A 19,436-nucleotide genomic window follows, 5' to 3' on the forward strand; every position below is an offset into this window, starting at 1 on the left:
TCAAAGGCAGACAATCGGGTTCAGCCCTGCGTGATCGGTGCGATCTGGATCTCGACGCGGCGGTTCTGCGCGCGGCCGGCCTCGCTCGCATTGGATGCGACGGGTTGCGACGGGCCGAAACCGACCGCGGAGACGCGGCGCTGGTCGATGCCCTGGCCGCCGAGATAATCGGCAACCGACAGCGCGCGGCGCTGCGACAGATCCTGATTGTGCTGCAGGCTGCCGGTTGAATCCGTATGGCCGTTGACGTCGATTAGCGTGCGGTTGAACTTGCGCAGCACGATCGCCACCGAATTCAGCGTCGGATAGAAGCCCGGCTTCACCGCGTCCTGGTCGACGTCGAAGGTGATGTTCGAGGGCATGTTGAGGATGATGTTGTCGCCGTTGCGGGTCACCGAAATGCCGGTGCCTTCGAGCTGGGCGCGAAGCTCGGATTCCTGCTGGTCCATGTAATTGCCGATCGCACCGCCGGCGAGAGCCCCAACGCCCGCACCGATCAACGCCGCATTGCGCTTGCCGTGGCCGCCGCCGCCGACAGCCACGCCGACGAGCGCGCCGCCGAGGGCGCCAAGCGCGGCGCCGCCGGCCGTATTGGAAACCTTCTGTTCACCGGTATAGGGATCGGTCGTCGTGCAGGCGCTGAGATAGCTTGCGGCAATAGCTAGAAGTACGAATTTCTTGATCATGGACAGGACGGTCTCCGTTCGACTGATCCGAGCAAATGGCAAGGATTGCGGCAAGAAAATGAAGATGTTCCCTTGATAGGGGAATTTCAGGCGCCGAAACAGAAGCGATGTTGCGGGAATGCGCAGATATCACCAGTTTTAGCGAGTAGTGCGCCTTGCGCGACGGTATGGCAGAACGATAGCCTCTGCGGCCAGCGCGACAATCCGCCCTCATGGTCAGGAGGCCGAAAGGGCCGTCTCGAACCACGAGGGCGCATGGCTGGGTGATCGCACTCTTAGAAATTCTGGAAGAGCTGCCGCACGGTGTCGTAAGTTGCGTTGGCGATGTTCAGCGATCGCAGGCCGAGCTGCTGCTGCGTCTGCAGCGCCCTAAGCTTGCTGGACTCTTCCTCCATGTCGGCATCGACAAGCCGTCCGATGCCGGCGGTGATGTTGTCATGCAGTTTGGTGGCGAAGTCGTTCTGCAGGTTGATGCGCTTTTCCAGTGCGCCAAAGGCCGAACCGACCGTCGTCAGCTGCGTCAGCGCTGCATCGACGACGCTGATCATTTCGCTGACCTGTCCTTTCGTCGTGCCGGCCGAGAGCGAAATCACCACCTGCCCAGTGGTCGTGCCGTTCTTGCTCTGCATCAGCACATAGTCCTGCGAGGAGCCGAGCTCGGTGGCGAAATAGGCCGATGTCAGCACACCGTATTCGCCGGAACCGGTGGCGCGATCGTCGATCAGGTAGCGCGCGTCCTTGGAGGACGTGCTCCCGGTCGGCGTCGTGTCGATATGGTAGCTCAGCATGCCGACCGAGATCGTGCCGTCGGCGTTGCGGATGAAGGAGGCCGGGATCTGGCGCGGCTGCGTCGGCGTCGCGTCGTTGTTGAGAACCACCCAGTTGTCGCTATTGAAGGTCGCCGCCTCGGAGACACTGCGCAACTGCTCCTGCAACTGCTTGATCTCTTCGTTGACCTTGTTCTTGTCGACCCCGTCTTCGGTCGCTGCAACCAGCTTGGCTTTGATCTCCGAGACGACGTCGATGACGTTCTGGACGCCGGTATAGGCCGTACCCATCGTCGCCGCGGCCATGCCGAGCGCATCCTGGATTGCCGAAACCGCCTTATTGTCGGTTCGCGCAGTGGTGGCGATCGACCAGTAGACGGAATTGTCTCTGGCCTCTGCGACACGCATGCCGGTGGTAATGTGGTTTTGCGTGACGGCCATGTTCCGATTGATATCGCGCAGCACATGAAGCGCCGCGTCTACGGAAACGCGCTGATAAATACTCACAGGAACTAGACTCCAAAAACACAACAGACGCAAACTGTACAAAAATGAACCGTCCGCGCGGACTCTCATGTCCGGGGTCGCTGGAATTCCAGCGCGTTGCGGCCTCCAAGAAACGAAGAAGACCAGTCGGTTACTGATAACAATCATTGCCGTTTATGCTTAACAAACGGCTAAACTTCAGAAGTAATTTAGCTTATTTCGCAAGGTTTCATACACCAAGAGAAACGCCACCGGATTACAGCGCCGCGCGTCTTTTCAGACGCGCAAAGAACGCTGCAGCAGGTTCGAGCAGCGTTCAAAATCGGATGAAAGCCTTATTCGGCGGCCTGTAACTGCTCGTCGTCGGGCGCAGCGCGCGCTCGCGTGGCGACCGACATCTCTTCGTGCAGGCGCGCCTCCTCATGGGCGTGCGGCTTGGCGAAGCGGGCAAGCAGCAGATAGGCGACCGGCGTGATGAACAGCGTCACTAGCGTCGCGAAACCGAGACCGCCGACGATCACCCAGCCGAGCGCAACACGCGCTTCGGCGCCCGCGCCATGGGCAAAGACCAGTGGCACGCCGCCGAGGATGGTGGCGATCATCGTCATCATCACAGGGCGAAGGCGTAGCGCACAGGCCTTCTCGATCGAGGACCGCACATCCTCGCCCCGGTCGCGCAACTGATTGGCGAATTCGACGATCAGGATGCCGTTCTTCGCCATGACGCCGACCAGCAGCACGAGGCCGATCTGGCTGTAGATATTGAGGCTGGAGCCGGTGATGATCAATGCGAAGACGGCGCAGGCAAGGCCGAGCGGCACCGTCGACATGATGATCAGCGAGGACAGCACGCTTTCGAACTGTGCGGCCAGCACCAGGAAGATGATGACTATGGCGAAGCCGAAGGTCAGCGCCATGCCGCTCGAATTCTCTTCGAGCGTTGCGGCTTCGGCGAGCGGCAGCAGGCGTGAGCCCGGCGGCAGCAGCGGCTCGGCAAGTTCCGTCACTTGCTTGACGGCATCGCCGAGCGACATGCCGTCCGTCACACCGGCGGTGATCGCCACTGAAGCGAGCTGCTGCTCGCGGTTGAGCTGCGGCGCGACCGAACCTTCCTTCATCGAAGCGATGACCGACATCGGCACGATCTTGCCGTCGCCGGTTTTCAGGAACACGTTTTCGAGGTCGGTCGGGTCGTCGATCGGCCGTGTCGTTGAGGTCAGCAACACCGGATAGGATTCGCCGTCGACGAAGACGTCGACCACCGAACGCCCTTCGAGCAGCGACTGGATCGCCGTCGAAAGCCCTGTAATATCGATGCCGGGATCGGAAGCGCGCTCGCGGTCGATCGTCACCGACACCTGCGCCTGGCTGGGCTCGTTGGTCAGGCGCGGCGTGTTGTATCGGCCGGTGGCTTCGAGCGCCTGCACCAGCTTGGCGGCCGCCGCCGTCAGCGCCTCGTGATCATTGCCGATCAGCGCCATCTGCAGGCCGCTGCCGGCGCCGCGGATGCGCAGGCTGTTGGAGGAGATGGCGTTGCCGCGCAACGCCGGCACCCGGGAGGCCGCCTGGTTGATGTCGCCGACGATCTCGGTCTGCGTCCGCTGGCGCTCTCCCCAGGGAGCAAGCGTCAGCACCATGAAGCCGCTGTTCAGCGAACCGCCCTGGCCGGAGATCGAGAAGACGTTGCGGATGTCGCCGCTATCGACCATCGGCTGCAGATATTCCTCGACGAGCTGCATCTTGTCGCGGGTATATTCGAGGCTCGATCCCTGCGGCGTCGTCAGCCGCATCATCACCATCGACCGGTCCTCTTCAGGCGTCAGCTCGCTCTTGACGGTCGAGAAAGCGACGAGTGCCGCACCGGCAAAGATCACCGAGAACAGGATGACGACGAAGGGCGCGTTGAGACAACCGCGCAGCGCCCATTTGTAAAGATTGGCAAGCGCTCCGCCGAAACGGCCCAGCACGCCGTGATCCTCGAGCATCGGCTTGGTCAGCATGCGCGAGGCAAGCATTGGACACAGCGTCAGCGCCACGATCGACGACAGCCCGACCGAAAAGGCGAGCACGAAGCCGAATTCGCGGAAGAGGCCGCCGACCTGGCCAGGCAGGAATGAGAGCGGAATGAACACGGCCGCCAGCGTCGCCGTCGTGGCGACGACGGCGAAGAACACTTCGCGCGTGCCGAGCACGGCCGCAGCCCGTGGTCCCATGCCCTCGGCGCGCCGGCGCACGATATTTTCGAGCACCACGATTGCGTCGTCGACAACAAGGCCGGTCGCCAGCACGATCGCCAGCAGCGTCAGAATGTTGATCGAGAAGCCGACCATGTAGATCGCCGCCAGCGTGCCGATCAGCGCCACGGGCATGCTGACCGCCGGGATCAGCGTCGCCCGCCAATCGCGCAGGAAGAGGTAGATGACGGCGGTGACGATGACGGCGGCGAGCACGAGCGCCAGCACCACCTCATGGATCGCGCCCTGGATGAAGACGGCGTCATCGCTGGTGATGGCGATCGTCGTGCCCTCAGGCAGCGTCTTCGACAGCTGGTCGACGGCGGCCTTGACGCCGGTCGAGATATTCAATGTGTTCGATTGCGCCTGGCGGATGATGCCGAGGCCGATGCCCGGCTTGCCGTTGGAGCGCAGCGCCGTTTCGCCGTCGCGTGGGCCGAGCGTAACGGTCGCGACATCGCCGAGCCGGACGCGGTCCTGCAGGATGACGTTGGAAAAATCGGCCGGCGTCTGCAGGTTGGCGGTGGCGCGCACGACGATGTCCTGCGTGTTGCTCTTCAGCGAGCCGGCCGGCACGTCGAGCGCGGAATTGTCGAGCGCCTTCGTCAGGTCGCCGATGGTCAGCCCGCGGCTGGCGAGCGCGCCCTGGTCGACGTCAACGCGGAAGACCTTCTCCTGGTCGCCATATTCCTCAACGTCGGCAACGCCATCGACGGAGGCGAGGCGATCGATCACCTCGTTTTCGACGAGTTGGGTCAGGTCGTCCATGTTGAGCTTGGTGGAGGTGACGGCCAGCCGCATGATCGCCGAGGAATCCGAATCCGCCTTGACGATCTGCGGCGCATCCGCCTCGTCGGGCAGGTTCTGGGTGATGCGGCCGATTGCGTCGCGCACGTCGTTGGCGGCGACGGCGAGATCGATTGCATCAGAGAATTCGAGCGTCACCCGACTCTGGCCGAAGGAAGAGGTGGACGAGATCGACTTCAGGCCGCTGACGCGGGCAACGGCGCCCTCGATCACCTTGGTCAGTTCCTGGTCGATTGTCTGCGGCGATGCGCCGTCAAAGGTGGTGCGCACGGTGACGACGGGACGGTCGACATCCGGCAGTTCGCGCACCTCGACGCCGACATAGGCGGCAAGGCCGGCAACGACCATCAGCGTGTTGAACACCAGCGCCAGGATCGGCCGGCGAACGAAAAGTGCGGTGAAGCTTTGCTTGCCCGAGGCCCTGTCCTGATGAATCTCGGTCACGCTCATTGGGTGGCGACCTCCGCAGTCGCGGCGACGTCGGCGCTCACACGCACCGCCCCGCCCTCACGCACGCGCTGCAGGCCCTGCGTCACGATCTTGTCGCCGTCCTTGAGGTCGGCTTTAACGAGCACGAAATCCGGATTGCGCTGCACGATGCTGACCCGCACCTTGCGCGACTTGTCGTCATTGACTTGCCAGACGAAAGACCCTTGTGAATCCCACTGCACGGAGACCGGATCGACCGCCGGATATTTGTCGCCGGCAAATTTCATGCTGACGCTGAAGGACATGCCGGCGCGCAACTCATCCGAACCATTGTCGATCTTGGCGCGCAGGCGAAGCGTACGGCTTGCCGCGTCGATACGATTGTCGACGGCTTCGACCACGCCGGAAAACACCTGTCCCGGCCGTGCCACCGACATCGCCTCGACCGGCTGACCGACCGACACAGTATTGGCGAAACGCTCCGGCACCCAATAATCGACGAGGATTTCCGACCGGTCGTCGAGCGTGACGATCGGGATGCTCGTCGTGACGTTGTCGCCGATATTGACCGGCACGATGCCGACGATGCCATCGATCGGCGCGGTGATGTTGCGCCGTGCGAGATTGAGCTCGGCGGCCTGCAGTTGCAGCCGCGCGCCCTGCTCGGCAATCTCGGAATCGAAGACGTCCATGCGCGACACGCTGGACTTGATATTGTGATAGAGGTTGGACTTCTCGACGGCGGCCTTGACCGCCACATCCGCCTGGCCGCGGGCGATCACCTGCTCCTCGCTATCGAGCTTGGCGAGCACCTGCCCGGCCTTCACCCTATCGCCCGACTTGATGAGGATTTCGCGGATCGTGCCCGACGCCTGCGGCGTGACCGCCACCGAGCGGATCGCATCCCCCGTGCCGATGGCGTTCAGTCGGTCGTTGACGACGCCCTGGACGACGGCCTGCGTGGCGACGAGAATGGCGCTGTTGCGCCCGCCGCCATTGCGGCGGTTCTGTCCCTGACCCTGTCCTTCGCCGCGCTGCTGCCCTTGCGCCCGGGGAGGAGCGTCGGCATCCGCCGTCTCCTCAGCCTTCGGCGCGATCTTGGAAACGATGCTGTCTGGAATACCTGCATCGCGCATCGTATCGCCGGCGCCGGGCACAAAGAAAACCCACGCGGCAAAGCCGGCAATAATGACGATGAGCGACAGTATAAACTGCTTCCAAAAGGCCATTCACGTCTCCAGAGGGACTCGAGGTTGGACCAGGGTCGGTCGAAAGAGGCGCTGCGGGATCAAGATTCCCGTCTGATGCGACAATATCGCGCGTTTACAGCTTACCGGCAAGCATAAGCAGCCGGCATTACCGATTTGTAATATCAGCAAAGAATGGAAATAACCCGGCCGCTCACTTTTGCTTGAACGGACACTCGCCCATGTCTTTGCACTGCCGATTATCGGGCGAGATATCGCACAAAATCTTTGACGATGCGGGTTGGATGTCTATCGGCGCATCGACCATCGCACGCCCATGACCGCCGCAATGCCCAGTATCGGCCACATCGCCCAGAACTGCCCCGTCCAGGTGAAGAGGTTGATGCCGGCAATGCCGAGCGCCACGATCGCCAGCGAGGTGATCCTGCGGTTGAACTGGGTCTGGTCGCGGTTCCAGGCGAGCGCCGCGACGACGGCCAGTGCAAGCACGGGAAAGCGCGCCCAGAAAACGCCCTGCCATGACAGCAGATTAATGCCGATCAGCACAGCGGCGATGACGGCGAGTACGCCATACAGCCTGCGTCCGCTGGGTGCCGGCCTTGCCTCGGCCACAGTCGCCGCCGGCTGCGGCTGCGGCCGCGCGGGGCCGGATCGCTGAGCAGACGGCGTCTCGTCTTTGGCATCGCCGATCTTCACCGCATAGCTCGGCACGCCTTCATCGACGTTCTTCACCATCAATGGTCCGAGAAACTCGAAACCAACAGCCACCTTGTTGCGGACCTGGTCGTAGACGGTACTTGATATGACGATGCCGCCGGCCGCAGCCGACGCCTGTAGCCGCGCCGCAATATTGACGCCGTCGCCATAGATGTCGTCACCTTCGACGATCACGTCGCCGAGATTGATGCCGATGCGGAAGAGCATGCGCCCGTCGGCCGGGCGGCGGGCGTTGAAACCCGCGAGTTCGTTCTGGGTGTCGACGGCTGCGCGCACCGCCTCTACCACGCTCGGGAAATCGGCGATCAGCCCATCGCCCCAGGTATTGATGACGCGGCCGCCATGGCTTTCGATGAGGCGCCCCATCGCCTCCCGGCAGCGCTTCAGGCTCGCAAGCGTCCCCTCCTCGTCAGCCCCCATCAGCCGCGTATAGTCCTGCACGTCAGCACAGAAGATCGTCGTCAGCTTGCGCCGCGTTTCACTCATGGTCTCTCGTCTCCGCGCTATCCGCCCCCGGGAAAGATCGCTGCAAAGGCTGAAACTGGTCGAGATCAAGTGGGCGATTGCAACGGCGGTAAACTACTAAGGCTTTGTGTTCGTTACCACCGATAATTGCTGATCGTCGACCCGCGTTTTCCGGGCATGAGAGGCGGCGTGGACGATTCAGCTTCCTTCATTCGTCCAGTCATCGACCTTCAAAGGCTCCGAAACGCGAGCAAAAGCCTTGTCGCGCGTGACGAGGGTTGCGGCAGTTGCAACGGCATGAGCGGCAATCATCATATCGAGGGGCGCCAGAGTCACCCCTTTGGCTTCGCAGGCAACGCGCAGGTCGCCATAAGTTCGCGTGACATCGTGATCCCAAGGGAGAACGTCGACCCGGAGCAGGAATTGGCTGATCCGTTCTGACAGCGCCTTCGGATAGCCTCGCTTAGCAAGACCGTAGAGCAACTCCCCTTCGGTGATCGATGAGATGACGATGTCTTCCATCGGAAGCGCGGCCAACCTTTCGATGATCTCCGGCCGATCGCCCTTGATGACATGGCTCACCATATTGGTATCGAGCATCCAGGCTGTCATTCCTTCCAGCCCTCGAATGGATCACGATCATGCGAAGGCTGGCGACGGTCGTCTGGCCCCAGGAAATCGTCCGGAACCTGATCCTTGCCATAGAGTTCAAAGAGGCCATCCCATGAATCCGGCTTGCGTGACAGAATGACATCGCCAGTCTTCGGATCACGACGGACGAACACCTCGCTCCCCTCGAAGCGGAACTCCGCAGGGAGCCTGACCGCCTGGCTGCGGCCGGTCGTAAAAATCTTGGCTGTTCTCGTTGCCATGATGGCCTCCGCGTCGCGATAGCTATCATGATATATAGCGCCAGTCGACAGCGAGCAAGAGCATCACCCGAACCAACTAACAATTCCCGAGCCCTCTAAGTCCGGCGCTTAAAGAAACGCTGGATCACTAAACGATCTTGCGCGGGCTCGCCGTGTGTTCTCTCGCCACCGTGCTGGAACTGTCGATTTCCTGAAGCAATACGTCATAGCCCCAGAGATCGGCGAGATGCTGCAGGACGAGCTTCGTGTCATTTTCCTGAAGATAGCAGCCATTCATCATGATGTGTTGCAGCAACAGTCGGCGGTCGCCGGCGAGATCGACATCGACAATATCGATTGCCGGATCGGTCCAGCCGATATCATATTCGCGGGAGAGCTGGCGGCGGATGCGCAAGTATCCACGCTCATTATGGATCGCCGAAACCAGCACCCCCTCGGTCTGTTCCGGATCGTCGTAGAGATGGAACAGCCGCAGCTGCCGGATCAGGTTCGGGCTCAGGAACTGGCTGATGAAGCTCTCGTCCCGATAATTGGCCCAGATATCGCGCAAGACCGCCATCGCATCGCCTCGTCCAGCGATATCGGAAAACCATGTGCGGTCCTCTTCCGTCGGCTTCGTGACGATCCTCTCGATATCCTGCATCATCGCGAAACCAAGCGCATAGGGGTTGAAGCCCGAGAATCGCCGGTCGTCATAGCTTGGCTGGAACACGACGTTAGCGTGCGACTTCAGGAATTCGAGGAAGTTTCCGTCGCTGATCTGCCCCCGCTCGTGAAGCCGGTTCATGATCTGGTAGTGGACGAAAGTGGCGGTTCCCTCGTTCATCACCTTGGTCTGCCGCTGGGGATGGAAATATTGCGCGACGTGGCGGACGATGCGAAGGATCTCGCGCTGCCACGGCTGCAGCCGCGGCGCCGATTTTTCAAGAAAATAAAGGATGTTGTCCTGCGGAAGACCGAGGGCGGCGCGGCGCTTTTCCAGGCCGATGTCACCCGCTTTGCGGGCCTTGCCGACCGGAACCGTGCGCCATAGGTCGTTGAACATCTGCTCCTCGTGGGCGCGGCGCTCCTGCTGCCGCTTCTCCTCCTGGCGAAGATCGATCGTGGTCTTGCCCGCGTATCGATGCACCCCGTGCGACATCAACGCATGGGCTGCGTCGAGCGTTCGCTCGACGGCCGTTTCGCCGTAACGTTCCTCACAGCGGGTGATATAACCCTTGGCGAAATCGAGGTAATCGAGGATGCCCTCCGCATCGGTCCAGAGCTTGAAGAGATAGTTGTTCTTGAAGAAGTGGTTGTGGCCGAAGGCCGCATGCGCGGTGACGAGCGTCTGCATCGTCGCCGTGTTCTCTTCCATCAAGTAGGAGATGCAGGGCGAGCTGTTGATGACGATCTCATAGGCAAGGTCGCGCATCCCGCGGCGGTAGAAGGTTTCGTGATGCGCGAAGTGTTTGCCGAAGGACCAATGGCGGTAAAACAGCGGCATGCCGGTCGAGGAATAGGCATCGAGCATCTGCTCCGAGGTGATGACTTCGATCTGGTTCGGGTAGACGTCGAGGCCGAGTTCGTTAAGTGCAATGTCCTCGCAAGCGTCGTGGATGCGCTGGAGTGTTGAAAAGTCCCAGTCGGCACCCTCGAACAAAAGCCGCTCTCTTGGTCTCATCGTCGTGGTCATGGCGTCACCTTCGACTGTGCGTCACGTTTCTGGAAGAGATCATGGAAAACAGGGAAGATTTCGTTTCGCCGGCAGACCTTGCGCATCGAAAGCGGCTGCTGCTCGGAACGGATCCCGTCATAGAGCATCCAAAGCGGTGAGCGAGATATTGAGGAGTCACCGCCTTCTTCGCCGACCTCGATATAGGCGAAATACTGGCACAGCGGCAAAATCTCCCGCAGCAGCTGCCCGCTCAGGTTTCCGTCCGAGTGGGCGTTGTCGCCGTCCGAAGCCTGAGCACCATAGATATTCCATTCCGCCGGATCGAAACGCGCCGCGATGATCGCCCGCATTGCCGCAAGGGCGCTGGAGACCAGCGTGCCGCCCGTCGCCGGACCATAGAAGAACGTTTCCTCGTCGACTTCCTCGGCCTTGTCGGTATGGCGGATGAAGACGATCTCCACTTTCTTGTAGCGCTTCGACAGGAAGAGGTAGAGCAGCAGGTAGAACCGCTTCGCCAAGTCCTTCATGTGTTCCGACATGGAGCCGGAGACGTCCATCAAGCAGAACATCACGGCCTTCGCCACAGGCTTCGGCTCGTTTTCGAAGCGGCGATACCGCACGTCAAGCGGATCGATATAGGGAATGCGCCGGCTTTTTTCCGTCAGGGATTTGAGTTTTGCCTCAAGCGCCAGACGGGTCTCGTCGTCCTCGCATTCCTCGATCTGCCGCTGCAGGGCTTCGATCTCTTCGCGGCGCGGACGGCCAAGCGCGACACGGCGCATCATCGCAAGCCTGGTCGTGCGACCGACGGCGATGTTGGACGGCGATCCCGACACGGAATAGCCGGCACGGAAGGGAGTTTCCTCCTCGGTTTCGGCCAGACGCCGCTTGGCAAGGTCGGGCAGTTCCAGATCATCCAGGAACACATCGAGGAATTCCTCGCGCGTCAGCACAAAACGGAAGCCGTCTTCGCCGTCGCCTTCACCCGCATTCTTGGGTTTTCCGCCCCGACTCCCCGGCGGGCGCGGAAGAATGTCGCCTTCAACGAAGGCCCTGTTTCCAGGCAGGATATGATCGCGGATGCCGCCGTCGCCCCTTCGCAAGCTCGGTTCGGCCATTCCATCGATCGGCAGGCTGATTTCCCCGCCGTCGAGCACATCGCGAATGTTCCGGTTTTGCAGAGAACGCTTTACCGCTTGCTGCACGGCGCCTTTCATGCGCCGAAGAAACCGTTGCCGATTTTCCAGACTTTTACCGCGCGGATTTAGCCGACGGTCGACAATGTGCATATTGGCTCCACATTAACTTGCCTGTTTGACGCGCATGTACCATTCGACGAGGCGCCGAACCTGCCTCTCCGTGTAGCCCCGCGCAGCCATGCGCGAGACAAACTCGCTGTGTTTCTTTTCTGTTTCCGAATCCTTCTTCGAACCGAAGGAAATGACCGGCAAAAGATCCTCGACCTGCGAGAACATTCGCTTTTCGATGACTTCCCGGATCTTCTCGTAGCTCGTCCATGACGGATTCTTTCCGCCGTTGGCTGCCCGCGATCTCAAGCAGAACTTGACGATTTCGTTGCGGAAATCCTTCGGATTGGCGATTCCCGCCGGCTTTTCGATTTTCGTCAGTTCCTGGTTGAGGAGCTCACGATCGAGAAGCTGGCCGGTATCGGGATCCTTGAAGTCCACGTCTTCGATCCAGGCATCGGCATAATCCACGTAGCGGTCGAACAGATTCTGTCCGTAATCCGCATAGGACTCAAGATAGGCCTTCTGAATCTCATTGCCAATGAACTCTGCGTAACGTGGCGCAAGATCGGCCTTGATGAACTCCAGATATCGCTTCTCGACATCGTCGGAAAACTGCTCGCGGCGGATCGACTGCTCCAGCACATACATCAGATGAACCGGATCGGCGCCAATATCCGTGGTGTCGTGATTGAAGGTGGAGGCGAGCACCTTGAAGGCGAAGCGGGTCGATATGCCGTCCATGCCTTCGTCGATGCCGGCGGCGTCCCGATATTCCTGGACACTGCGGGCGCGCGGATCCGTCTCCTTCAGGCTCTCGCCGTCATAGGTGCGCATCTTCGAGAAGTACGTCGAATTCTCATGTTTGCGCAGACGCGAAAGCACGGAGAAGCGGGCCAGCATTTCGAGCGTCGCGGGGGCGCATGGCGCATCGGCCAGTTCCGATCCCTCGATCAGCTTTTCGTAGATCTTCTGCTCTTCCGTGACGCGCAGGCAATAGGGCACCTTGATCACGCAAATACGGTCGATGAAGGCCTCGTTGTTCTTGTTGGCCTTGAAGGTTTGCCATTCCGCTTCGTTTGAATGTGCAAGGACGATGCCGGAGAAAGGTATGGCGCCGATATTCTCGGAGCCGATATAGTTCCCCTCCTGCGTCGCCGTCAGCAGCGGATGCAGCATCTTGATCGGCGCCTTGAACATCTCGACGAATTCGAGCACGCCCTGATTGGCGCGGTTGAGGCCGCCCGAATAGCTGTAGGCATCGGGATCGTTCTGGGAATAGGTCTCCAGCTTGCGGATATCGACCTTGCCGACCAGCGACGAGATATCCTGATTGTTCTCGTCTCCAGGCTCGGTCTTGGCGATAGCGATCTGGCGCAACCGCGAAGGCTGTACCCTGACGACACGGAAGCGGGAAATATCACCCCCGAAATCGTCGAGCCGCTTCAGGCACCACGGGCTCATCAGTCCGCTCAGGCGTCGCAAGGGAATGCCGTATTGCTCCTGCAGGAGCGATCCCATCGTGTCCGGGTCGAACAGATTGAGCGGACTTTCGAAAACGGGGCTGATCTCGTCACCCGCCTTCAGCACGTAGATCGGATGAAGCTCCATCAGCAGCTTCAGCCGCTCCGCCAGCGATGACTTGCCGCCGCCGACCGGGCCGAGCAGATAGAGGATCTGCTTGCGCTCCTCGAGCCCCTGCGCCGCGTGCCGGAAGAAGGAAACGATGCGTTCGATTGTCTCTTCCATGCCGTGGAAGCCGACAAAGGCCGGATAGATCCGGATGGTCCGGTTCATGAATATCCGACCGAGGCGCGTGTCCCTGGCGGTGTCGACCATCTGCGGTTCGCCTATCGCGGCGAGCAGGCGCTCGGTCGCATTGGCATAGGCAAGCGGTTCCTTTTTGCAAAGGTCGAGATACTCCGCGATCGACATATCGGTTTCGCGACGCGCATCATAGGTGCGGGTGAACGCATCAAATACGGATTCACTCAGCATGGGCCCTCCATTCAAGGTTAATGCCACAGGCTCTAGGTCGTCATACCAAGGAGATGGACACGACATTCCTAAGAATCAATAGTTTCGCAGGTATATTCCACGCTCACCGGCTGTTTCTGGCAATGCACAAAAACGTGCATGCACCGGTTATTTTTTTACTCTCCGAAACTGTTGCTTATTGTAGTTGAGAAGGGTGCCATCGCGGTATCAGCACATTTCGCGACGTGACAGAAAGATGAAAAAGGTGTGCAATGTCGCCCGTGATTCGAGCACTGGAGAAATCGACGATTGGCAGCCAATCTGCGCAAAGTCGATGCAGGACAGCGTGTGCCGATCCGCTCCAGACATGATGGAAACGGACGCATCGCGACTATGCGCCCGTCATCGTGATCATGCGCTACCGGCGCGACTCAGCCGTTGAATGCCTTCTCCAGAGCGGCGACATCGATCTTGACCATGCCAAGCATCACTTCGGTTACGCGCCTGGCCCGCTCGCGGTTGCTGTCGGCGATCATTTCGGACAGCATGCGCGGCACGATCTGCCAGGAGAGACCCCAGCGGTCCTTCAGCCAGCCGCAGGCCTCCGGCGTGCCGCCATTGGTGAGGAATGCCTCCCATATCCGATCGATCTCGGCCTGGCTTTCCACGAGAATCGCGATCGAGAAGGAATGGTTGAAGCTATCGAGCGGGCCGGCCTTCATCGCCAGGAAGGCCTGGTCGGCGAGCGTAAACTCGATCAATTCGACACTGCCGGGAGGCCCGCTCGGCGTTTCCGCCGGCAAAATGGTGGTGCGGCCGATCCTGGAGTCCGGGATAACAGACACATAGAATTCGACGGCTTCGCGTGCTTCCTCGGCGAACCACAGATTTGAAACGACCTTCGGCATGAAACGGCCTCCTTGTTGACGGTGTTGATCCGGACTGCTGTCCGATGACCCAAGGACGCCCCACCGGCGCTTGTTCCGACAGGCCGCGATCCGAAATTTTAGCCCCGCTCGCCCGCGTGACGACCATAGCCGCGCTCTGCGGCGGCATTGGTGCCCGCAACCTACCGCCCGGGATAGCGGCGGCTCGGGAATGAAAGCAGAACATCTTTTCTGGTCTTTCCTTCCCGAATCACTACATTACGCGCCATGAGCAATAGTTTCGACGATATGCCCTTCTTCGACGAAGAGCCGGGCGAGATGGCGCGCAAGCCGCAGCCGCCTGCCGCACCCGCCGAAAGAGCGCCCGTCGCCAGCGGCATCGCGGCGCGCGCCATGGCGGCTCGTGACGGCGGCAAGCGGCCGGATTACCTCGCCGGGCTGAACCCCGAGCAGACCGAGGCCGTCGAAACGTTGGAAGGCCCCGTCCTCGTGCTGGCCGGCGCCGGCACCGGCAAGACGCGCGTACTGACGACCCGCATCGCCCATATCCTCAACACCGGCCGTGCCTTCCCCTCGCAGATCCTCGCCGTCACCTTTACCAACAAGGCGGCCCGCGAGATGAAGGAGCGCATCGCGCTGCTCGTCGGTGGCGCCGTGGAAGGCATGCCCTGGCTCGGCACCTTCCATTCGATCGGCGTCAAACTTCTGCGCCGCCACGGCGAGCTCGTCGGCCTCCGCTCCGATTTCACCATTCTCGACACTGACGACGTCGTCCGCCTGATCAAGCAGTTGATCCAGGCCGAAGGCCTCGACGACAAGCGCTGGCCGGCCAAGCAGTTCGCCGGCATGATCGATACCTGGAAGAACAAGGGTCTCGGCCCCGCCGATATACCCGAGGGCGACGCCCGCGCCTTTGCCAACGGCCGCGGCCGCGATCTCTATGTCGCCTATCAGGCCCGCCTGACGACGCTGAACGCCTGCGATTTCGGCGATCTGCTGATGCACCCGATCGCGATCTTCCGCAAGAATCCCGACCTCTTGAAGGAATATCACGGCCGCTTCCGCTATATCCTCGTCGACGAGTACCAGGACACCAACACTGCCCAATATATGTGGCTCAGGCTTCTCGCCCAGCGCCCCAAGGGCGAGTTGCAGAACGTCTGTTGCGTCGGCGACGACGACCAGTCGATCTATGGCTGGCGCGGCGCGGAGGTCGACAATATCCTGCGCTTCGAAAAGGATTTTCCCGGCGCCAAGGTCATCAAGCTCGAGCGCAACTATCGTTCGACCGAACATATCCTCGGGGCCGCTGCCCATCTGATCGCCCATAATGAGGGCCGCCTCGGCAAGACGCTGTTCACCGACCGCTCCGATCCAGACGACGCCAAGGTGCAGGTCCACGCCTCCTGGGATTCGGAGGAGGAAGCCCGCGCCATCGGCGAGGAGATCGAGCAGCTCCAGCGCGGCAAGCATCTGCTGAACGACATGGCGATCCTCGTGCGCGCCTCCTTCCAGATGCGCGAATTCGAAGACCGCTTCGTCACCCTCGGCCTCAACTACCGTGTCATCGGCGGCCCGCGCTTCTACGAGCGCCTGGAAATCCGCGATGCCATGGCCTATTTCCGCCTGGTCGCCCAAGCCTCCGACGACCTCGCTTTTGAGCGCATTATCAACACGCCGAAGCGCGGCCTCGGCGATACGACGGTGCGCGCGCTGCACGACTATGCCCGTGCTCGCGACATTCCGATGCTTGCGGCTGCAGCCGACATCATCGAGACGGACGAGCTGAAGCCGAAAGCGCGAAAAGCCCTCTTCGACGTGATTCAATCTTTCCGCCGTTGGCAGGAACTGCTTGAAAACACACCGCATACCGAACTTGCCGAGCAGATCCTCGAAGAGTCCGGCTATACCGATATGTGGAAGAACGATAAGAGCGCCGAAGCGCCCGGCCGCCTTGAAAACCTCAAGGAACTCATCCGCTCGATGGAAAGCTTCGAGTCGATGCGCGGCTTCCTCGAACACGTCTCGCTCGTCATGGATGCCGAGACCAACGAGAACCTCGACGCCGTCTCGATCATGACGCTGCACTCGGCCAAGGGCCTGGAATTCGACACCGTCTTCCTGCCCGGCTGGGAGGAAGGTCTCTTTCCGCACCAGCGTTCGCTGGATGAGAGCGGCCGCGCCGGCTTGGAGGAGGAACGCCGCCTCGCCTATGTCGGCATCACCCGCGCCAAGCACCGCTGTCACATCTGGTTCGTCTCCAACCGCCGCATCCATGGCCTCTGGCAATCGACCCTGCCCTCGCGTTTCCTTGACGAACTGCCGGTCACCCATGTCGAGGTCGCCGAAATGGAGCAGAGCTACGGCGGTTACGGCCGCGGCGGCTACGGCCAGTCGCGCTTCGACAAGGCCGAACCCTTCGCCAACTCCTATTCCACCCCCGGCTGGAAACGCGCCCAGGCCAACAAGACCGATGCTACCCGAGACAACTGGGGCACCCGCTCCGGCCACGCCGTCGAACGCATCGGCTACGGCGAAAGCGGCCCGAAGGGGCGCACGATCGAAGGCGAGCTGGTGGCGAAATCGACCTCATCGGAACCGTCGAGGTTCACCCTCGGCGACCGCGTGTTCCACCTGAAATTCGGCAACGGCAACATCACCGGCATCGAAGGCAACAAGCTGACGATCGAGTTCGACCGGGCGGGACAGAAGCGGGTGCTGGATGGGTTCGTCGAGCGCGTGTGACCTCGCGTCAGCACGACGCGAAACGCTCACCCAAGCATCCGCATCCTTCCGAGCCCGAGAATATCGTTGACGAGGGCGATGCCCATTCCCGCAGCGACTATCCCCAATCCGATCAGAAAGAGCCGACGCGACCGATCATATTTGACGGCGATGAGTGAGTCGCGCGCCAGCAGATCGGCGAAGACCTTCACCTGGATGGCGATGCCGACGACGAGGAACAGCATCGGCAGGATATCGATGCGGCTCCAGTCGTTGGGATTGGAAACCCAGACACTGATAAAATTAAGGGAGAAACCGAGGATGATCCCGGCCGCCGTCAGCGATCCGTTGCGGAACGTCGCATCGATCTTTTCGTCTGGATCTGGCTCGGACATGGCTTCGCTCCGGCTTGCTGCTGAGGCAAGAAAGGCAGAAATCGCGGCAGGGAGCAAGATCGGCTTGGCATAGCGCTTCGGGAAGGCGGACGAAATGCCGCAGCGGCGGAGAGCTGGTATATCGCCCATCGCCCCTTCCGCAAGCCGCGCCGGCGCGATCTCCTGCTATCGCAGGCATGCGCTTCCGCTCGCCGGAACCCATCGATCGCCAAAAAAGCCAATAATTCCAATGAAACAGTTTTGGTAACCGAAAGGTTAACGTGCGTCGCCCCGTGCCGTCAATCGCACTTCTGCCCTGTCAAAACGTCGCTTTGACGCCTTGCGCAAATCAGCTTAGCCCAAAGGCTGCCCGCCCATGAAAGGCAGGCTTCACGACGAACTTTTCAAAGGAGGTTCAAGTGACCAGTGTTTCATCTCTCGGCAGCACAGTAACCCAGTACCAGTCTCCGCTTTCCAGCCTCGACAAGAATGGCGACGGCGTCATTTCGGCCGACGAGTTGGCCGCCGCCTCGCAGTCCTCGACATCGGGCACGGCGTCGACCGACAGCGACGACAGCAGCACCGACATCGTCAAGAAGATCACCGCCGACATTCTGTCGCTGATGCTGTCCATGCAGAAAACCGACAGCAGCGACGATCAGGGCGACGGCAGCGATCAGAGCGACGACGATTCCAAGGGCGTCTTCGCTGCGATGGATACCAATGGCGACGGCAAGTTGACCGAGTCCGAATTCCTCGCCGCCGATCCGAACAGCATCAAGACGTCAGGTGATAGCGATCCGCTCCTCACCAAGGTGCTGAGCGACATGCAGACGGCCCTTCAGGCCTACCGCAATACCTACGGCGCTTCCGCCGCAGCAGGCGATTCCGCAGCCGAAGACGCGGCGGCGGTCTAGCCGGCCGAGATCCGGGCTCTGCCGGGGGAGCCTCGATCCATTGATGTCGCGCAAAAGCGTCCTACGCAGGCAGATCGATTTGCCGGCAATTGCCACCGTCGCGGGCCGTGTCTGCGATCCGGAAATCATGCTCGAGCCGTCCCCATCCCTCCGCTCCATTTCAACACGAGAACCGCCGCCAGCTATCGCAATGATTGCATTAGAGCATTCTGTTTCAACGACTTACTACCGCTAGTGCCAGAATTAACACTTGCGCGTCCGCGCCTGGAAATCCACTAGTTGATCCATTCAGTGTGCTTGGCGTCTTACACTGCAATAAAACGAAGGGATTGGCCTTGATGAAAGCGCTGCTGCTCGTCGATATTCAGAACGGCTTCTGTCCGGGCGGCAATCTGCCGGTGCCAGAGGGCGACAAGGTGGTTCCCGTCGCAAACAGGCTGATCGACAGCGGCAAATACGATTTGATCGTCGCCTCGCAGGACTGGCATCCGCCTGGACACGGCAGCTTTGCCTCCGCCCATCCGGGTGCCGCCCCCTTCGAGATGGGGGAACTGTCGGGCAAACCGCAGATGATGTGGCCCGACCACTGCATTCAGGGTACGCTTGATGCCGAACTGCATCCCGAGCTCAAATCCGAAGAGATCGACCTGATCCAGCAGAAGGGCGAGAATCCCTATATCGATAGCTATTCGGCCTTCCGCGACAATGACCGCGATGCCTCGACCGGCCTTTCCGATTTCCTCGAGGACCAGGGCGTCACCGACCTTGACGTCTGCGGACTGGCAACCGACTATTGCGTCAAATTCTCTGCGCTCGACGCGCTGGAGATGATGCCTGGTGTCCACGTGCGCTTCATCAAGGATGCAAGCCGCGGCATCACACCCGAAGGCGTCACCGCCGCCATCGAGGAAATGCGGGCGCATGGCATCGCGATCATTGACAGCGCCAGGGTCCTCGCCGGCTAGTTTAGCTCGGATAACGC

15 protein-coding genes are annotated in these 19,436 nt (G+C 60.8%); 3 read left to right on the forward strand and 12 right to left on the reverse strand.

What is annotated here, in order from left to right:
• Positions 1 to 20: 20 nt before the first annotated feature.
• The 11 genes from CUJ84_RS14615 to CUJ84_RS14665 form a co-directional block, all read right to left on the reverse strand.
• Positions 21 to 686: an OmpA family lipoprotein gene (locus CUJ84_RS14615; RefSeq protein ID WP_012758248.1), complete on the reverse strand. Its 666-nt coding sequence runs from the start codon at positions 684 to 686 to the stop codon at positions 21 to 23.
• A 275-nt stretch (positions 687 to 961) separates the two neighbouring features.
• Positions 962 to 1,960 (reverse strand): flagellin, encoded by a 999-nt coding sequence (locus tag CUJ84_RS14620; protein WP_105006742.1) that lies wholly within the window; start codon positions 1,958 to 1,960, stop codon positions 962 to 964.
• 314 nt (positions 1,961 to 2,274) lie between these two features.
• The gene (locus CUJ84_RS14625; RefSeq protein ID WP_105006743.1) at positions 2,275 to 5,430 is read right to left on the reverse strand and encodes an efflux RND transporter permease subunit; all 3,156 of its coding nucleotides are present in this window, start codon (positions 5,428 to 5,430) and stop codon (positions 2,275 to 2,277) included.
• Positions 5,427 to 6,638: an efflux RND transporter periplasmic adaptor subunit gene (locus CUJ84_RS14630; protein ID WP_105006744.1), complete on the reverse strand. Its 1,212-nt coding sequence runs from the start codon at positions 6,636 to 6,638 to the stop codon at positions 5,427 to 5,429. The genes CUJ84_RS14625 and CUJ84_RS14630 overlap by 4 nt, the downstream gene beginning before the upstream one ends.
• Before the next feature lie 267 nt (positions 6,639 to 6,905).
• On the reverse strand, positions 6,906 to 7,820 hold the full coding sequence (locus CUJ84_RS14635) for an adenylate/guanylate cyclase domain-containing protein (RefSeq protein ID WP_105006745.1): 915 nt from the start codon (positions 7,818 to 7,820) through the stop codon (positions 6,906 to 6,908).
• Between the two features lie 177 nt (positions 7,821 to 7,997).
• Positions 7,998 to 8,411 carry a type II toxin-antitoxin system VapC family toxin gene (locus tag CUJ84_RS14640; RefSeq protein ID WP_105006746.1) on the reverse strand — a complete coding sequence of 138 codons (414 nt, stop codon included), beginning with the start codon at positions 8,409 to 8,411 and terminating at the stop codon, positions 7,998 to 8,000.
• A complete protein-coding gene (locus tag CUJ84_RS14645; RefSeq protein WP_105006747.1) occupies positions 8,408 to 8,671 on the reverse strand; it encodes an antitoxin in 264 nt (87 codons plus the stop codon). The genes CUJ84_RS14640 and CUJ84_RS14645 overlap by 4 nt, the downstream gene beginning before the upstream one ends.
• A 127-nt stretch (positions 8,672 to 8,798) precedes the next feature.
• The gene (locus CUJ84_RS14650; RefSeq protein ID WP_105006748.1) at positions 8,799 to 10,346 is read right to left on the reverse strand and encodes a SpoVR family protein; all 1,548 of its coding nucleotides are present in this window, start codon (positions 10,344 to 10,346) and stop codon (positions 8,799 to 8,801) included.
• Positions 10,343 to 11,617: a YeaH/YhbH family protein gene (locus tag CUJ84_RS14655; RefSeq protein WP_105006749.1), complete on the reverse strand. Its 1,275-nt coding sequence runs from the start codon at positions 11,615 to 11,617 to the stop codon at positions 10,343 to 10,345. Before CUJ84_RS14655 ends, CUJ84_RS14650 begins: the two co-directional genes overlap by 4 nt.
• A 12-nt stretch (positions 11,618 to 11,629) precedes the next feature.
• Positions 11,630 to 13,573 carry a PrkA family serine protein kinase gene (locus CUJ84_RS14660; protein ID WP_018242831.1) on the reverse strand — a complete coding sequence of 648 codons (1,944 nt, stop codon included), beginning with the start codon at positions 13,571 to 13,573 and terminating at the stop codon, positions 11,630 to 11,632.
• Positions 13,574 to 13,983: 410 nt separating this feature from the next.
• Complete coding sequence (locus tag CUJ84_RS14665) at positions 13,984 to 14,460, reverse strand: VOC family protein (RefSeq protein ID WP_105006750.1); 477 nt, start codon at positions 14,458 to 14,460, stop codon at positions 13,984 to 13,986.
• Between the two features lie 246 nt (positions 14,461 to 14,706).
• Between CUJ84_RS14665 and CUJ84_RS14670 the strand changes: the two genes are divergently transcribed.
• Complete coding sequence (locus CUJ84_RS14670; protein WP_105006751.1) at positions 14,707 to 17,184, forward strand: ATP-dependent helicase; 2,478 nt, start codon at positions 14,707 to 14,709, stop codon at positions 17,182 to 17,184.
• A 26-nt stretch (positions 17,185 to 17,210) separates the two neighbouring features.
• On the opposite strand, the gene CUJ84_RS14675 is transcribed toward CUJ84_RS14670, so the two are convergent.
• The gene (locus tag CUJ84_RS14675; RefSeq protein WP_003560970.1) at positions 17,211 to 17,558 is read right to left on the reverse strand and encodes a hypothetical protein; all 348 of its coding nucleotides are present in this window, start codon (positions 17,556 to 17,558) and stop codon (positions 17,211 to 17,213) included.
• A gap of 398 nt (positions 17,559 to 17,956) precedes the next feature.
• Here CUJ84_RS14675 and CUJ84_RS14680 point away from each other — a divergent pair, with 398 nt between their 5' ends.
• Together CUJ84_RS14680 and pncA are read left to right on the forward strand one after the other, a co-directional pair.
• Positions 17,957 to 18,454, forward strand: a complete 498-nt coding sequence (locus tag CUJ84_RS14680) for an EF-hand domain-containing protein (RefSeq protein WP_105006752.1) — start codon at positions 17,957 to 17,959, stop codon at positions 18,452 to 18,454.
• Between the two features lie 338 nt (positions 18,455 to 18,792).
• Positions 18,793 to 19,419, forward strand: a complete 627-nt coding sequence (gene pncA, locus CUJ84_RS14685) for a bifunctional nicotinamidase/pyrazinamidase (protein WP_105006753.1) — start codon at positions 18,793 to 18,795, stop codon at positions 19,417 to 19,419.
• Positions 19,420 to 19,436 lie beyond the last annotated feature (17 nt).

Origin of the sequence: Rhizobium leguminosarum (genome assembly GCF_002953715.1) — a bacterium.
Lineage (GTDB): Bacteria > Pseudomonadota > Alphaproteobacteria > Rhizobiales > Rhizobiaceae > Rhizobium > Rhizobium leguminosarum_V.

Excerpts from the sequence above, each read along its gene's own strand:
- CUJ84_RS14675 (WP_003560970.1), bottom strand. The coding sequence starts at position 17,558 with ATGTCCGAGCCAGATCCAGACGAAAAGATCGATGCGACGTTCCGCAAC.
- CUJ84_RS14670 (WP_105006751.1), top strand. The coding sequence starts at position 14,707 with ATGAGCAATAGTTTCGACGATATGCCCTTCTTCGACGAAGAGCCGGGC.
- CUJ84_RS14660 (WP_018242831.1), bottom strand. The coding sequence starts at position 13,573 with ATGCTGAGTGAATCCGTATTTGATGCGTTCACCCGCACCTATGATGCG.
- CUJ84_RS14630 (WP_105006744.1), bottom strand. The coding sequence starts at position 6,638 with ATGGCCTTTTGGAAGCAGTTTATACTGTCGCTCATCGTCATTATTGCC.
- CUJ84_RS14655 (WP_105006749.1), bottom strand. The coding sequence starts at position 11,617 with ATGCACATTGTCGACCGTCGGCTAAATCCGCGCGGTAAAAGTCTGGAA.
- CUJ84_RS14650 (WP_105006748.1), bottom strand. The coding sequence starts at position 10,346 with ATGACCACGACGATGAGACCAAGAGAGCGGCTTTTGTTCGAGGGTGCC.
- CUJ84_RS14645 (WP_105006747.1), bottom strand. The coding sequence starts at position 8,671 with ATGGCAACGAGAACAGCCAAGATTTTTACGACCGGCCGCAGCCAGGCG.
- pncA (WP_105006753.1), top strand. The coding sequence starts at position 18,793 with ATGAAAGCGCTGCTGCTCGTCGATATTCAGAACGGCTTCTGTCCGGGC.
- CUJ84_RS14665 (WP_105006750.1), bottom strand. The coding sequence starts at position 14,460 with ATGCCGAAGGTCGTTTCAAATCTGTGGTTCGCCGAGGAAGCACGCGAA.
- CUJ84_RS14625 (WP_105006743.1), bottom strand. The coding sequence starts at position 5,430 with ATGAGCGTGACCGAGATTCATCAGGACAGGGCCTCGGGCAAGCAAAGC.
- CUJ84_RS14640 (WP_105006746.1), bottom strand. The coding sequence starts at position 8,411 with ATGACAGCCTGGATGCTCGATACCAATATGGTGAGCCATGTCATCAAG.
- CUJ84_RS14635 (WP_105006745.1), bottom strand. The coding sequence starts at position 7,820 with ATGAGTGAAACGCGGCGCAAGCTGACGACGATCTTCTGTGCTGACGTG.
- CUJ84_RS14615 (WP_012758248.1), bottom strand. The coding sequence starts at position 686 with ATGATCAAGAAATTCGTACTTCTAGCTATTGCCGCAAGCTATCTCAGC.